Source organism: Azospirillum oleiclasticum (assembly GCF_013423485.1).
GTDB classification, from domain to species: Bacteria; Pseudomonadota; Alphaproteobacteria; order Azospirillales; family Azospirillaceae; genus Azospirillum; species Azospirillum oleiclasticum.
The window spans coordinates 38,280-53,713 of record NZ_JABFFR010000036.1; the positions used below are offsets into that span (position 1 = coordinate 38,280).

Consider the following 15,434-nt stretch of genomic DNA (forward strand, 5'->3'; position numbering starts at 1 on the left):
ATGGCTCGTCCACCGGGATGTATGCTCAATTGTACGATGCGGCGGGAAACGCGGTCGGAGCGGAAACACGGGTCAACACCTACACCTCGAACCGGCAGGATGACGGAAAAGTGGCCGCGCTGAGCGACGGCGGCTATCTGGTGACCTGGCAGTCGGAGGGGCAGGACGGTTCCTGGGGAGTCTATGCGCAGCGTTTCGACGCGAGCGGCAACAAGGCCGGCGCGGAGTTTCGCATCAACGCCGTGTCCACGGGCGATCAATGGGGGCCGGCCGTGAAGGGGCTGGCCAATGGCGGCTTCGTCGTGACGTTCAACCAGGGCAGCGCGGGGCTCACGTCCGACGTCAACATGTATGCGCGGGTCTACACGGCCGATGGCGTTCCGCTCGGTCAAGAATTCAGGGTGAACCAGGGAACCGCTGGGCATCAGGTCGGCAGCTTTCTGGCCGCCGGCTCCAACGGTACGTTCATGGCGACCTGGTGGTCGATGAGTGGTCAGGACCCGTCGGGCGGCAGCGTGCATGCCCGTCTCTATGATTCGACCGGAACCGTCTTGACCCCCGATATCCTGGTCAACACCTCGACCAGCGGCGACCAGAGCTACCAAACCGTGACCGCCCTCGCCAACGGGGGCTACGTGGTGACATGGATGTCGAGCCTCGGGGATGGTTCCGGCAATGCGATCCTGGGCCAACGGTTCAGCGACACCGGAGCCAAGATCGGAAGCGAGTTCCTGATCAACACCGCCACTGCCGGCGACCAGGGCTACCCCTCCGTCGCCGCGCTTGCGGACGGCGGTTTCCAAGTCGCATGGCAATCCACCGGCCAGGACGGATCGGCTGAAGGCATCTATGCCCAGCGCTTCACTGCCGATGGAGTCAAGGTGGGGAACGAATATCGGGTGTCCGAGACGGTCCAGGGAGAACAGTCCCATCCCAGCGTGGCCGGCCGGACGGACGGCGGTTGGGTCGTGGCGTGGCAATCCATGGGCCAGGATGGCTCGGACTTTGGCATCTATCAGCGCATCTATGGAAACCCGGACGTGTTGACGACGGGGTTCTTTGACCAGACCGGCACCTCCGGGAACGATGATTTGGTCGGCACCCCCTACCGGGACCGCCTGTGGGGCCTGGACGGGCATGACAGACTGTTTGGCTTGGCCCGCAACGACATTCTCGACGGCGGTGCGGGCAACGACAGTTTGGACGGCGGCGCAGGGGCCGACTTGCTGATCGGCGGCCTCGGCGACGACGTCTATGTGGTGGACGATGCCGGCGACACGGTGACCGAGCTGACAGGCCAGGGCGCCGACGAGGTGCGAACAACCCTGGCGTCCTACACGCTCGGCGCCAATGTCGAGAATCTGACCAGCATCGGCACCGGTGCTTTCGTCGGCACCGGTAACGCGCTGGCCAACGTCATCAACGGCGGTGTCGGTAACGACACGCTGGACGGCGGTGCGGGCGCCGACACGCTGGCGGGTGGCACCGGCAATGATGTGTACTTGGTCGACAACGCGGGCGACGTGGTGACCGAACTGGCTGGAGCGGGCACCGACGAGGTGCGCACGGCGCTGGCTGCGTACACCCTGCCCGACAACGTCGAGACGCTGACCTACACCGGCGCCAGCGCCTTCGCCGGCACTGGAAACGCGCTGTCGAATGTGATCCAGGGTGGTGCCGGCAACGACACGCTTGATGGCGGGGCGGCCGACGACACCCTGATCGGCGGCCTCGGCAACGACACATATCTCGTCAACGCGGGGGCCGATCAGGTCGTGGAAGCGGTGGGCGGGGGCATCGACACCGTCCTCACCACGCTGTCCGCCCACACCCTGGCCGACGAGGTCGAGGTGTTGACCTACACGGGAGCCGGCTCCTTCCACGGCGTCGGCAATGCCGGCGCCAACACCATCACCGGCAATGCCGGCAACGACACGCTCGACGGCGGTGCCGGCAGCGACACGCTGGCGGGAGGTCTGGGCGATGACGTCTACATGGTGGACAACTCCGCCGATGTGGTGGTGGAAACCACCGGTGCCGGTATCGACGAGGTGCGCACCGCCCTGGCCGTCTGCACGCTGGGCGCCAACCTCGAAAACCTCACCTACACCGGCGCGGCGGCCTTCGCCGGCACCGGCAACGCTCTGGTCAACGTCATCACCGGTGGCTCGGGCGCCGACACGCTGGACGGCGGAACCGGGGCCGACACGCTCGTCGGCGGTGCCGGCAACGACCTGTATCTGGTGGACGACGCCGGCGACCTTGTGGTTGAGGACGCGGGCGGCGGCACCGACGAGGTTCGCACCGCGCTGGCCGCCTTCACCCTGGCCGACAACGTGGAGGTGCTGACCTACACCGGGTCCGCCAGCTTCGCCGGCACCGGCAATGGCGGCAACAACACCATCCACGGCGGGGCCGGGGTCGACACGCTGGACGGCGGCGGCGGGAACGACACGCTCGACGGCGGGGTCGGGGCCGACACGCTGATCGGCGGCACCGGCAACGACGTCTTCCTCGTGGACGACACCGGCGACGTGGTGACCGAACTGGCCGGCCAGGGCACCGACACCGTGCGCACCACCCTGTCGGCCTACACGCTCGGCGCCAATGTCGAGAATGTCAGCTTCCTCGGCACCGGCCCCGTCGTGGGCACCGGCAACGCCGGCAACAACAGCCTTGCCGGCGGCTCGGGCGCCGACACGCTGACCGGGCTGGACGGCAACGACACGCTGAACGGCGGAGCGGGTGCCGACACGTTGATCGGCGGCACCGGAAACGACACCTATGTGGTCGACAACGTTGGCGACGTGATCGTCGAGCTGCCGGGCGAGGGCACCGACACGGTGCAGACCGGCCTCGCCCACACCCTGCTCGATGATTTCGAGAACCTGACGCTGACCGGCGGCGGCGCGGTGTCGGGCACCGGCAACGCCGCGGCCAACGTCATCACCGGCAACGGTGCGTCCAACCTGCTGATGGGGCTGGACGGCGACGACACGCTGAACGGCGGCGGCGGGGCCGACACGCTGGTCGGCGGGCTGGGCAACGACGGCTATGTGGTGGACAACGCGGGCGATGTGGTGGTCGAGCTGGCCGGCGAGGGCACGGACACGGTGACCAGCTCCATCGCCTGGACGCTGGGGGACAATCTGGAGCGGCTTGTGCTGTCGGGCGGCGGCAACATCGCGGGCACCGGCAACGCGCTCGACAATGTGATCACCGGCAACGGCGGGGCCAACACGCTGGACGGCGGGGCGGGCATCGACACGCTGATCGGCGGCGGCGGCAACGACACCTACATCGTGGCCGATGCCGGCGACGTGGTGACGGAGGCGGCGAACCAGGGCATCGACGAGCTGCGCACGTCGCTGTCGTCCTGGATGCTGGGCGCCAACCTCGAGAACCTGACCCACACCGGCAGCGGAAACTTTACCGGCACCGGCAACGCGCTGGACAACCTGATCACCGGCGGGGCCGGAAACGACACCCTGACCGGCGGCGACGGCAACGACACGTTGATCGGCGCGGGCGGTACCGACTGGCTGCTCGGTGGCGACGGCGACGACCTGTATGTGGTGAGCGACGCCGGGGTCTTTGTCGTCGAGACGACGGTCGGCGGCCTCGACACCATCCGCACCGACCTGTCGGTTTTCACGCTGATCGATCAGGTGGAGACGCTGGAGTACAGCGGGGCCGGCGATTTCACCGGCACCGGCAACGGTCTCGACAACCTGATCACCGGCGGTGCCGGGGCCGACACGCTGGACGGCGATGCCGGCAACGACACGCTGAATGGCGGGACCGGGGCGGACACGCTGACCGGCGGGCTCGGTGACGATCTGTTCCTGGTCGATGACGCGGGCGACCTGGTGGTGGAGGCGGCCGGCGAGGGCACCGACACCGTGCGGACGACGCTGACGGCCTACGCGCTGGGTGACCATCTGGAGTCACTGGCCTACGGCGGCACCGCCGGCTTCACCGGCACCGGCAACGCGCTGGACAACATGATCACCGGCGGCACCGGCAACGACACGCTGGACGGCGGCACCGGGACGGACACGCTGACCGGCGGGTCGGGCGACGATGTCTACACCGTGGACGACGCCGGCGATCTGGTGGTCGAGCTGGCGGGCGGCGGCAGCGACGGTGTGCTGACGGGCTTGGCAAGCTGGACGCTGGGGGCGGAGGTGGAGACCCTCACCCACACCGGCACCGCCGACTTCACCGGCACCGGCAACGCGCTCGACAACGCGCTCACCGGCGGCGGCGGGAACGACACGCTGGATGGTGGGGCGGGCAACGACCTGCTGACCGGCGGAGCGGGCGCCGACCGGTTCCTGATCGGGGCCGCCAGCGGGGCCGACGGCATCGCCGATTTCGACGCCGCGCAGGGCGACCTGATCGTGCTGACGGCGGGCCAGGGCTGGACCGTGGGCAGCACCGCCGGGGGCGACGCGCTGATCGACTTCGGCACCGGCGACACCCTGACGCTCCTGGGCATCGCCCCGGCCGCGGTCTCGGCCGGCTGGTTCGTCACGGTCTGACAGGGCGCTTGACCGGAACGCAGGAGGCGGCGGACTGTTCGTGGCGAACACCAGCCACCCCCGCCCGCTGCCCCCGCCGGTCCATGCACGCCTTCTTCGAACGCCTCTTCGACCCGCTGGCTCCCAAGCCGATCGTCCAGCCGCCGGCACGCGTGGGGTCCTTCTACGCGCATTTCCTGAAGCCGGTGCGCGGGCTGCTGGCGGCGACGCTGTTCGTCTCCGGGCTGGCGTCGCTGTCGGAGCTGGCGATCTTCGCCTTCGTCGGCACGCTGGTGGACTGGATGGGCACCACCCCGCGGGCCGAGTTCCTGGAGCGCCACGGCTGGGCGCTCGCCGGCATGGCCGTGGTGGCGCTGGTGGTGCGTCCGCTGCTGGTGGTCGGCTCGCGCGGGCTGATCAACCTGACGCTGGTGCCGGCGCTGACCAACGCGGTGCGGTGGGAGAATCACCGCTGGGTGCTGCGGCAGAGCCTGTCCTTCTTCCAGAACGACTTCGCCGGCCGGGTTGCCCAGAAGGTGATGTCCACGGGTGCGGCGCTGCGCGAAACCATCGTCAACATCATCGACGGGGTGTGGTTCCTGGCCACCTTCCTGGTCGGCACGGCGGCGCTGCTGGCGGCGCTCGACTGGCGGCTGCTGCTGCCGGTGCTGGCCTGGACCATCGCCTACGGCGTGGTGGTGGCGGTGATGGTGCCGCCGGTGCGCCACAAGTCCGCCACCCTGTCGGAGGCGACCTCCTCGCTGTCGGGCCGGGTGGTGGACAGCTACACCAGCATCCTGTCGGTCAAGCTGTTCGCCCACGCCGAGCGGGAGGACGATTTCGCGCGCGAGGGCGTGCAGCGCCAGCTCGCCGCCTACCGCGTGATGATGCGGGCGATCTTCGACATGACGGTGACGCTCACCATCGTCAACGGCGTGCTGCTGGTGGCGACGGCGGGGCTGGCGGTGCATCTGTGGCTGGCCGGGGCGGTCAGCGTCGGCGCGCTCGCCATCGCCACCGGACTGATCATCCGGCTGACCCAGATGTCCGGCTGGATCCTGCGCACCATCACCTCGCTGTTCGAGAATGTCGGCACCGTGCAGAACGGCGCGGAGACCATCGCGAGGCCGCACGCGGTGACCGACCGGCCGGGCGCCCCGGCGCTGGCGGTGACGCAGGGCGACATCCGTTTCGAGGGCGTCCGCTTCGGCTACGGCAAGCCGGAGCCGGTGATCGACGGGCTGGACCTGCACGTGCGGCCCGGCGAGAAGGTCGGGCTGGTCGGCCGCTCGGGTGCCGGCAAATCGACGCTGGTCAACCTGCTGCTGCGCTTCTACGACCTGGAGGGGGGGTCCATCCGCATCGACGGGCAGGACATCGCGGGGGTGACCCAGGCCAGCCTGCGCGCCGCCATCGGCATGGTCACCCAGGACACCGCGCTGCTGCACCGTTCCATCGCCGACAACATCCGCTACGGCCGGCCCGACGCCCTTGAGGCCGACATGGTGCGCGCCGCGGAGCTGGCCGAGGCCGACGGCTTCATCCGGGAGCTGCGCGACCGCCAGGGGCGCGCCGGCTACGAGGTGCTGGTGGGCGAGCGCGGGGTGAAGCTGTCGGGCGGGCAGCGCCAGCGCGTCGCCATCGCCCGGGTGATCCTGAAGGATGCCCCCATCCTGGTGCTGGACGAGGCGACCAGCGCGCTGGACAGCGAGGTGGAGGCGGCCATCCAGGGCCAGCTCGCCGGCCTGATGCGCGGGCGCACGGTGATCGCCATCGCCCACCGGCTGTCCACCATCGCGGCACTCGACCGGCTGGTGGTGATGGACCGCGGCCGCATCGTGGAACAGGGAAGCCACCGCGATCTGGTCGACCGCGGCGGCCTGTACGCCCGCCTGTGGGAGCGGCAGTCGGGCGGCTTCCTGGGTGTGTGACGGGGGGAGTGTGACGGGGGACTTGGCGGCCGCTCAGCTCCCCGGCTCGTCGTGCAGTTCGGGGAAGAACAGGTCCTTCCAGCTGTCGGGCTTGGTGCGGATGGTGCCGATCTTGTGCAGGAACTCCGCGTATTTCATGGAGTTCAGCGGGGTGGTGGTGAAGCGCGAGTCGGGGTCGGTGATGATGGCGCGGACGAAGGCGGGGTCGAGCTTGGCGTTGTCCTCGACCAGATAGATCCGCGTCGCCTCGTCCGGATCGGCGTTGATGAAGGCCTGCGCCTCGCGCAGGGCGGCGAGGAAGGCGCCGTAGATCTTCGGGTTCTCCTTGTGGAAGTCGCCGCGGGTCCACAGCATGTTGAAGGTCGCCGGGCCGCCGAGGACATCGTACGAGGACAGGATCTTGCGCATCCCCGGCTGCTGAAGAAGTTGGTACTGGAAGGGCGGCGTGCCGAAATAGGCGTTGATCTCCGAGCGGCCGGACATCAGCGCCGCCATGGCGTCCGGATGGCGCATCGACACGGTCAGCCCGTCATAGGTGGCGTGCTTGCCCGGCCCCAGGGTCTGCTCCGCCGCCATTTGCAGCGTCACCGCCATGGTGGAGATCTTCACCGCCGTCACCGCGATGCGGTCCTTGTCGCTGAAATCCGTCAGCGTCCGGATGTTGGGGTTCGCGGTGACCAGATACATCGGCAGCGCGTTCAGGATGGCGACGCCGCGCACCCCGAAGGACCGGCGGGTGCGGTCCCACACGGTGAGGAAGACGGTGACGCCGCCCGACGCGATGTCGAGGCTGCGCGACAGCAGGGCGTCGTTCATGGCGACGCCGCTGCCCAGCCCCGACCATTTCACCTCCACCTGCGGCAGCCCGGCCCGCTGGAGATGCTGCTCCAGCAGCTTGCGGTTCTTCATCACGTGCAACGGCAGATAGCCGATGCCGAACTGTTGGGCGATCCGGATCTCGCGGGCCTCGGCCCGCGCGCCCTGGCCACTCGGCACGATCAGCGCCGCCGCGAGGACGGACAGACCGATCAGGATCGACAAGCCGATCCGGGACGCGCGACGTGGATGGAATGACATGGATGGCCCTCTCCGATGGTGAAGGGGAATGGCGACGGGATGGAGCCGCCGGGGTCGCGGTCGGGCGTCAGGACCGCTGCACCCCCCAGCGGCGCACGGTGCGGGCCTCGACCACGCCGAAGACGGCGGCGTCGGCCAGCAGACCGATCAGGATGATGGCCGCAAGGCCGGCGAAGACGTTCGCCGTCTCCAGCAGGTTGCGGTTCTCGTAGATGAACCAGCCGATGCCGCCCCCGCCCGAACTGATGCCGAACACCATTTCCGCGGCGATCAGGGTACGCCAGGCGAAGGCCCAGCTCACCTTGAGCCCGGTGAGGATCGACGGGAAGGCCGCCGGCACCATGATCAGCAGGATGAAGCGCGGACCCCTGAGGCCGTAGTTGCGCCCGACCATGCGCAGCGTCTCGCCGACACCGAGGAAGCCGGAATGCAGGTTCAGCGCCATCGGCCACAGCACCGCGTGCACCAGCACGAAGACCAGGCTGATCTCGCCCAGCCCGAACCACAAGAGCGACAGCGGCAGCAGCGCGATCGCCGGCAGCGGGTTGAACAGGGCGGTCAGGATGCGCAGCAGGTCGGTGCCGACGCGCGAGGAGATGGCGATCATGGTCAGCACCGCCGCCGCCAGCACGCCGAGCGCGTAGCCCGCCATCAGCGTCTTCAGCGAGGCGAGCACGCGGACCGACAGGCTGCCGTCCAGCATGCTGCGCCAGAAGGCGTCGGCGGTTTCCGACAGGGTCGGAAACATGATGACCACGTCGAGATGGCGGGCGTAGCCCTCCCACAACGCCGCCAGCAGACCCAGCAGCACCAGGCGTCGGAACAGGGTGCTGTTGCCCAGCCGCTCCCACACCGACAAGGGGCGCTGGACGACGACCGGCTCGTCGGTGCAGTCCGGACCGGATTCGGGAATGGCGCGGTCGATCAGCACGGCTGGGCCTCCTTGCGGCTGGCGGGGCCGTGACCGGCCGTGCCCTCGGTGAAGAGCATGTCGTGGATGCGCCGGTGCAGTGCGGAAAAGCCGGGGGAGCCGACGTCGCCCAGCCCGTAGTCGCGGGCGTCGAGCACGTCGCGCACCCGCCCCGGGTGCGGCGTCAGAACCACGATCCGCGAGCCCAGCACGATCGCTTCCTCGATGGAGTGGGTGACGAACATCATGGTGAAGCCGATGTCCTCCCACAGGCGCAGCAGTTCCTCCTGCATGCGCCGGCGGGTCAGCGCGTCGAGTGCCGCGAAGGGCTCGTCCATGAGAAGGATGTCGGCTCCCATCGCCATGGCGCGCGCGATGGCGACGCGCTGCTTCATGCCGCCCGACAGCATGTGCGGGTAGACGTCGCGGAACTTGGTCAGCCCGACCTTGGCGATGGCCGCGTCGGCACGCGCCTTGGCCTCGGCCCGCGGCGTGCCGGTGGTGACCAGCGGAAACAGCACGTTGTGGAAGACCGTCTTCCAGTAGAGGAGCTGGTCGAACTCCTGGAACACCACGATGCGGTCGGGTCCCGGACGGTCGATCGGCCGCCCGTTCAGCCGCATGGTCCCCTCCACCGGCTTCAGAAAGCCCGCCACCGCCTTGAGCAGCGTGGATTTGCCGCAACCCGACGGCCCCAGCAGCACGAAGCGGTCGCCACGCTCGACGCGGAAGCTCACCCGGTGGGTGGCGGTGATGAGATGGGCCTCCGTCTTGTACTGGAGTGTGACATCGTCCACCACGAGGAGTGACCCGTTTTCCGCAGATCCCTTTTCGGGAGAATTTATTGTACTCATCTTCGCCTTGAGCTCCGAAGTTGGCGCAAATCCACCCATCCGATAGAATTTGCGTCGATAACCTCCTGCGCAGGTGGCGAACCACCGCCTTCACCACCATGCCCGTCCGACGCTTTCATTAGCCTACTTCTAATAGCGATCTTCCCATGTGGAAGGTGAACAGCACCATGACTTCATCAATAATCGAATACACTTTGACGGATTTCCTCAGTATCAATACAATAAGTGTACGTATGAACCGGACGATGGTCAAGTGTCTTACCGATCGCGAAGGCCGTTCCTGATTATTATCAAGCGCCATTGCCAACAAAATATGAATTTTCCTTAGCAGTTTAATTATCAGCGTCTGACATATGGCTGTATGTGTCGCACCGTCATTGGATTGCTTACCTTGGAGAAATGGTTCATGATCCCGGCCGACTGGATCGAACAAGTGAGAGACGGAAAGATGCCCAGCTTCGATTCCCTCGGTAAGTCGGCCTTCACGGCGATTGCCGCTGCCGCCTTTGGTTGCGTTCTGGGGCTGGCGGCGGGTGGCGCCCAGGCACAGACCGTGGTCAAGTTCGCGCATGTCGGCGGCCCCAACTCCGCCTTCACCGCGGGCGCCAAGGCCTTCGCCGCGAAGTTCGGCGAACTGACCCAGGGCCGCTACAAGGTCGAGGAGTTCGGCGCCAGCGCGCTCGGCAACGAGACGCAGATCATCGAAGGTCTGAAGGCGGGCACCATCGATCTCGGCCTGTCGGGGCTGGCCGGCCCGCTGCCGGTGCTGGTGCCGGAGCTGGGCGTGATCGTGATCCCCAACCTCTTCTCCGGTCCGGAGCACGTCAAGCAGGTGCTGGACGGGCCGATCGGCCAGCGCATCCTCGACGCCATGACCGCCCGCGGCATCATCGGGCTGGGGCTCGGGGACAACGGCTTCCGCCATGTGCTGCTGACCACCAAGGCCGCCAAGAGCCCGGCCGACCTCGCCGGCCTCAAGATCCGCATTCCCAACAGCCCGACCCTGGAAAAGGTGTTCAAGGCCTGGGGCGCCGAGCCGGTCGCCATGAACATCGACAGCGTCTACGACGCGCTGAAGACCGGCCGCGTCGATGGCATGGAGAACTCCATCCCGAACGCGGCGTCCTACCGCTTCTTCGATTTCGTGAAGAACGTGTCGATGCTGAACTACGCCTACTCGTCGCTGGTGTTCCTGGCCTCGCCGGACTTCGTCGCCGAGCTGAGCGACGCCGACAAGGCGGCGCTGAAGCAGGCCGGCCTCGCCGGTGCCCAGGCCACCCGCGATTTCAACGAGGGGGAACAGAAGAAGCTGATGGAGCAGCTCAAAGGCCAGGGTGTGTCCTTCCACACCGATGTTGACAAGGCCGCCTTCACCGCCGCTGTCAAGCCGGTGCAGGAAGAGCTCGGCGCCAAATACGGCGATCTCTTCAAGCAGATCATCGCCACGAAGTAACGACCGACCGGGCCCGCCGGCCAACCCTGAGGTGATTTCACCATGCGTGTCTTGAGCTTCCTCGTGGCGGCGACGTCACGGATTCGCATCACCTACCGCGTGTTCGGTGGTCTCCTGCTGGTCATCGCGATGACCGGCGTGCTGGCCTTCCTGTTCTCCGGGGTGCTCGCGACGGTTCGTCAGGGAGCGGAGACGCTGGCGGGCGCCAACCGCGCGGCGCTCCAGATGGTCGATCTTGTGGTTGAGCTCCAGCAGAGCTACGCCCGGGTGATGGAGTTCACCATCACCCAGACCGACGAGACGACCAAGGCTGCCCAGGACGCCGTGGCACTGATCGGGGCGGCCCCGGAACGGGTCCGCGCCATCGCCACCGCCCCCGAGCACCAGCCGCGCGTGAAGGAGATCGAGGAGGCGGCCGGCATCTACCAGGCCGCCTTCGGCCGTATCTCCGAAGCGACGATCCGCCGGGTCGACGGCGCCAGCAAGGCGACCGCGATCGGCGCGGACCTCACCACCACCGTCCAGGCCATCATCGACCAGGGCGTCAACGCCCAGAACCGCGGCGTCCTGCAGAACGGCCTGCGGGTGCAGCAGTATCTCCAGCTCGTGCGGGTCGGCACCGCCCGCTTCATGGCCAGTCGCGACCCCAACACGGTCGCGTCGGTCAAGACCGCACTGGAAAAGGCGCGCAGCGACCTCGCCCCGCTGCGTGAGGCGGCCGCCGAACTGCCGCGCGTCCAGCGCTTCGTCGGCCGCGTCGAGACCAGCCTGAACGACCTGACGACCACCTTCAACGAGATCCTGAAGGAGGACCGCAACCTCGTCGCCGCCGAGGAGACGAGTCGCGACGCGTCGGAGCGGCTGATCCAGGCGGCCGGCCAGCTCCGCGCCGATTTCATCGCCACCCAGAATGCGGCCGAGAGCGACGTGTTCACGGTGATCGCCGACATGTCCAGCCGCTCCACCATCCTGGCGATCGGCATCGTGCTGATCTCGGGCGTGCTGGCCTGGGTGATCGGCTTCACCATTTCGCACCCGCTGCAGGTGATCGCCAGCGTCATGTCGTCGCTGTCGGCCGGCAACTACGAGGTCGAGGTCCCCTACCGCGAGAACCGTGACGAGATCGGCGGCATGGCGCGCGCCGTGCAGATCTTCAAGGAGAACGCGGTCAAGGTGCGCGAGCTGTCGGCCGAGGGCGAACGGCTGAAGGAGGCCGCGGCCCGCGAGCGTACGGAACTGTTGGCCCGGACCGTCAACCGCTTCCAGCAGACGGTCGCCTCGAAGCTGACCCAGGTGTCGGAATCCACCACCCAGATGACCAGCGTCACCGGATCGGTCGCCGGCAAGATGGTGGAGGCGGAGCGCGGCAGCCAGGAGATCACCCAGGCCACCTCCGAAACGATCGCCAACGTCGAGAGCATCGCCGCGGCGACCGAGGAGCTGTCCGCCACCATCTCCGACATCGCCCACCGCATCACCGAGAGCGCACGCATCGCCCGCTCCACCGCCGACGCGGCGGAGAACACCAGCCACACCGTGGGCGATCTGGCCAGCCAGGCCGACAAGATCGGCGACATCGTGCGCATGATCAGCGAGATCGCCCAGCGCACCAACCTGCTGGCGCTCAACGCCACCATCGAGGCGGCGCGCGCCGGCGAGGCCGGCAAGGGCTTTGCCGTGGTGGCGGGCGAGGTCAAGCACCTCGCCAACCAGACGGCCAAGGCGACGGAGGAGATCACCCGCCAGATCTCCGGCATCCAGCAGGCCACCAGCCGCGCGGTGGAGGGCATCCGCACCATCTCCAACGTCGCCAACGACGCGCGCGAGCTGGCCACCAGCATCGCGTCCGCCATCGAGGAGCAGAGCGCCACGACGCAGGAGATCTCGCGCGGGGCCAGCAGCGCCGCGATGAACGTCCGCGCCGTCGCGCAGAGCATCGAGGTGGTCGCCACCTGCATCACCGACGCCAGCCAGTCGGTGCAGAGCCTGGAGCAGGAAAGCCACCACAGCGTCGAGGAGTTCCGCAACCTGCAGAACCAGGTTGAGGAGTTCGTCGGCACCGTGCTCGCCGCCTGATCGCCGACGCCTGCCAGAGCACGGGCGTCGGAATTCCGCCGGAAACACAAAATCCAGCCCGCAGAGGCTGGATTTTTGGCGGCGCAACATCATTTTATCGTTTGCGCCTCTTGTGAGGCGTTTCCTCCCTAAACTCGGGCCGCGGCGGTATTGCTAGCGGCCTTTTTGTTTTTGCGCAATAGGCGGAACGTCGGTCATACGAACTTTTTCGGCCGTCCGGGAAACTTGCTGCCGCCCGGCCCATGCGGTAAGTCCGATCTCCGGAAGCGGAGCCGAGGGAGTGTTGGTGTGGACGAGGGCGAGGATCCCTGCATCGGGCTGTGCATCATCGGTGACGACGGCCGCTGTCAGGGCTGCGGCCGGACGGAGGAGGAGATTTACGGCCCCCCGCCGGGCGAGGCCCCCGGCGAGGCCGCCGGCCGATGCGTCACAGCACCAGCCACAGCACCAGGATGACGGCCATCCAGGCCAGCGCCGCACCCGCGAGCCAGATGGCAACCCGGGTCGGGCCGGAATAGCGCTTCATCGGGGTCGCAAGGAAGGTCAAGGCGCGGATCATGGGTGAGGAACGCGGGCGACGGCCCCCGCGTTCCCGTCAATAGGCGCTGTCGTCGCGGAGCAGGCAGACGAAGGTGCGCGCCAGGATCTCCAGGTCCAGCCAGATGGAAAAGCCGGCGATGTATTGCAGGTCGAAATCGACCCGGCGGCGCGCCTTTTCGAGCGTGTCGATCTCGCCGCGGCAGCCGCTGACCTGGGCCAGCCCGGTGATGCCCGGCCGCACGCGGTGCCGCGCGATGTAGCCGGACACCGCCTCGTGGTAGAGGGCGTTCCCCGCCTTCATCGACACCGGGTGCGCGCGCGGGCCCACCATCGACATCTCGCCGCGCAGCACGTTGATGAGCTGCGGCAGCTCGTCCAGGCTGGACCGGCGCAGGAAACGGCCGATCCGGGTGACGCGGTCGTCGCCGCGCACCGTGCGGCGGGCGCCGGACGCGTCGCCACGGTCCACATGCATCGTACGGAACTTCCAGATTTCGAAGGGGCGGTTGTTGAAGCCGAAGCGCTGCTGCCGGAAGATCGCCGGGCCGGGACTGTCCAACCGGACCGCCAGCGCGATCAGCAGCATCAGCGGCCCGAACACCGCCAGCAGCAGGCCGACCAGCACCAGATCCTCGGCCCGCTTCACCACGGCGTTCCAGCCCTTCAGCGGGCGGTGCGCGACCTCCAGCATCAGGGTTCCGGCCATCGAGGACACCGCCGTGCCCGCGGTCTGTGTCAGCATCAGGCGCGACTGGAGCTGCGGCACCGCGCCCAGCAGGATGTGCACGTCCACCGGCAGCATGCTGACCTGATGGATGGCGGCGCGCAGCCGCTCCTCGTCCGACCAGGGCAGGGCCAGCACGATATCGGTCACGGGGTTGTCGCGCACATGCAGCCACAGGTCCTCCAGCGCGCCCAGCACCGGGTGCCCGCCGACCACGCCCGACAGCGGCCCGGCCCCTTGGGCGAACACGCCGCTGACCGACAGGTCGCCCGCACCCTGGCCGCCGACCCGCGCCAGGAAGCGCCCCGCCTCCTCCCCCGTGCCGACGACCACCACATGGCGGCGGAAGCGTCCGGCCGCGGCCTGTTGCCGCAGCCAGCCGGTCAGCAGGACGCGGTAGGCGACGACGCTGCCGATGCTCGCCATGAACCACAGCGCCGCCCAACCGCGCGAGTATTGCGACGAGATCTGGAGCAGGAAGCCGAACCCCACGATGATCAGCGCCGCCGTGCTGACGCTGCCCAGCAGGCGCGGCAGCTGGGCCTTCAGGCTCAGCATCGCCCGCGGCTGGTAGAGCCCGGCCCAGGAGTTGGCGGCGACGATCAGCGCCGACCCGATGACCGCGACCGCCGCGTAGCGGTGGAGCTGCGGCGCGTCGAGGATGCCTTCCAGATAAATGGCGTAGGCGGTGAGCGCCGTGGCGACCAGGATCGTGAATTCCCCGAACGCCACCAGCCCGCCCAGCAGCGGCACGCCGAGCGCCGGCACCGCCGGTCTGTGCAACGCCTCGGACGACGGCCCCTCGATGAACGCGTAGTGCATGCCCGCTTCCCCCACACGATCGGATGACCACGCAGCCCCTCTCCCGGCGGCCGGCTGTTTCACCGCGGCCGGCGCTTCTTCATCCAAGGCTTCCAAATCATGCGACAGACGAGAGACCCCTGCGATGCCGGACACAAGCCGTGACCGATCGTCGAGGCGATTCCAATTGCCGAGCAGGACCAATAATCCCGCTCCACCACAGATCAGTCGTTATTCAAAATGCTTGGCCGGAACCGGAACGGTTCAGGATTTTGATGCGGTGCATTATGCCATGATAATAACGGCACACCACAAACGAAAATTGGAGTAACCGTGATCTTACGGAGAATGCCGGACATCGGTATCACTCCGGTCCCGGCACGGCGTGCGCGGCGGTGACGCTCGTCATGGGCGATCCCCCGGCAGCCACCGCGTTCGGAAATGACCGAAGGCGGCGCCTGCCCGATGCGAGGTTTTCGTCAAACACAGGGCTTTGTGCTTCGAATGCTTATAGGCCGAGCAACAATCGGCGGCGAAGCACGAAA

The 15,434-nt window shown here is 67.9% G+C and carries 10 protein-coding genes; 5 read left to right on the forward strand and 5 right to left on the reverse strand.

The features are described from left to right. Positions 1-110: 110 nt before the first annotated feature. Together HL658_RS29060 and HL658_RS29065 are read left to right on the forward strand one after the other, a co-directional pair. On the forward strand, positions 111-4,544 hold the full coding sequence (locus HL658_RS29060) for a beta strand repeat-containing protein (protein ID WP_211109885.1): 4,434 nt from the start codon (positions 111-113) through the stop codon (positions 4,542-4,544). An 8-nt stretch (positions 4,545-4,552) separates the two neighbouring features. Beyond that, positions 4,553-6,454: an ABC transporter ATP-binding protein gene (locus HL658_RS29065; RefSeq protein ID WP_246338017.1), complete on the forward strand. Its 1,902-nt coding sequence runs from the start codon at positions 4,553-4,555 to the stop codon at positions 6,452-6,454. 33 nt (positions 6,455-6,487) lie between these two features. Here HL658_RS29065 and HL658_RS29070 read toward each other — a convergent pair whose 3' ends face one another. The 3 genes from HL658_RS29070 to HL658_RS29080 form a co-directional block, all read right to left on the reverse strand. After that, positions 6,488-7,531 (reverse strand): ABC transporter substrate-binding protein, encoded by a 1,044-nt coding sequence (locus HL658_RS29070; protein ID WP_180285882.1) that lies wholly within the window; start codon positions 7,529-7,531, stop codon positions 6,488-6,490. Positions 7,532-7,598: 67 nt separating this feature from the next. Then, complete coding sequence (locus HL658_RS29075; RefSeq protein WP_180285883.1) at positions 7,599-8,462, reverse strand: ABC transporter permease subunit; 864 nt, start codon at positions 8,460-8,462, stop codon at positions 7,599-7,601. Then, entirely contained in the window at positions 8,456-9,238 is a 783-nt protein-coding gene (locus tag HL658_RS29080) for an ABC transporter ATP-binding protein (protein ID WP_343055379.1), read from the reverse strand. Before HL658_RS29080 ends, HL658_RS29075 begins: the two co-directional genes overlap by 7 nt. Positions 9,239-9,743: 505 nt before the next feature. On the opposite strand from HL658_RS29080, the gene HL658_RS29085 reads away from it, so the two are divergent. The 3 genes from HL658_RS29085 to HL658_RS38260 all read left to right on the forward strand — a co-directional run bounded on the left by HL658_RS29085 (position 9,744) and on the right by HL658_RS38260 (position 13,280). Next, on the forward strand, positions 9,744-10,748 hold the full coding sequence (locus tag HL658_RS29085) for a TRAP transporter substrate-binding protein (protein ID WP_180285885.1): 1,005 nt from the start codon (positions 9,744-9,746) through the stop codon (positions 10,746-10,748). Between the two features lie 42 nt (positions 10,749-10,790). Beyond that, positions 10,791-12,824 (forward strand): methyl-accepting chemotaxis protein, encoded by a 2,034-nt coding sequence (locus HL658_RS29090; RefSeq protein WP_180285886.1) that lies wholly within the window; start codon positions 10,791-10,793, stop codon positions 12,822-12,824. Positions 12,825-13,112: 288 nt separating this feature from the next. Beyond that, positions 13,113-13,280, forward strand: a complete 168-nt coding sequence (locus HL658_RS38260; protein ID WP_180285887.1) for a DUF1289 domain-containing protein — start codon at positions 13,113-13,115, stop codon at positions 13,278-13,280. Here the strand turns inward: HL658_RS38260 and HL658_RS37875 are convergent. Continuing rightward, positions 13,252-13,383, reverse strand: a complete 132-nt coding sequence (locus tag HL658_RS37875; protein ID WP_281378901.1) for a hypothetical protein — start codon at positions 13,381-13,383, stop codon at positions 13,252-13,254. The two genes, HL658_RS38260 and HL658_RS37875, sit on opposite strands and share 29 nt — an antisense overlap. A 36-nt stretch (positions 13,384-13,419) precedes the next feature. Continuing rightward, positions 13,420-14,910 (reverse strand): undecaprenyl-phosphate glucose phosphotransferase, encoded by a 1,491-nt coding sequence (locus HL658_RS29100; protein WP_180285888.1) that lies wholly within the window; start codon positions 14,908-14,910, stop codon positions 13,420-13,422. Between the last annotated feature and the right edge of the window lie 524 nt (positions 14,911-15,434).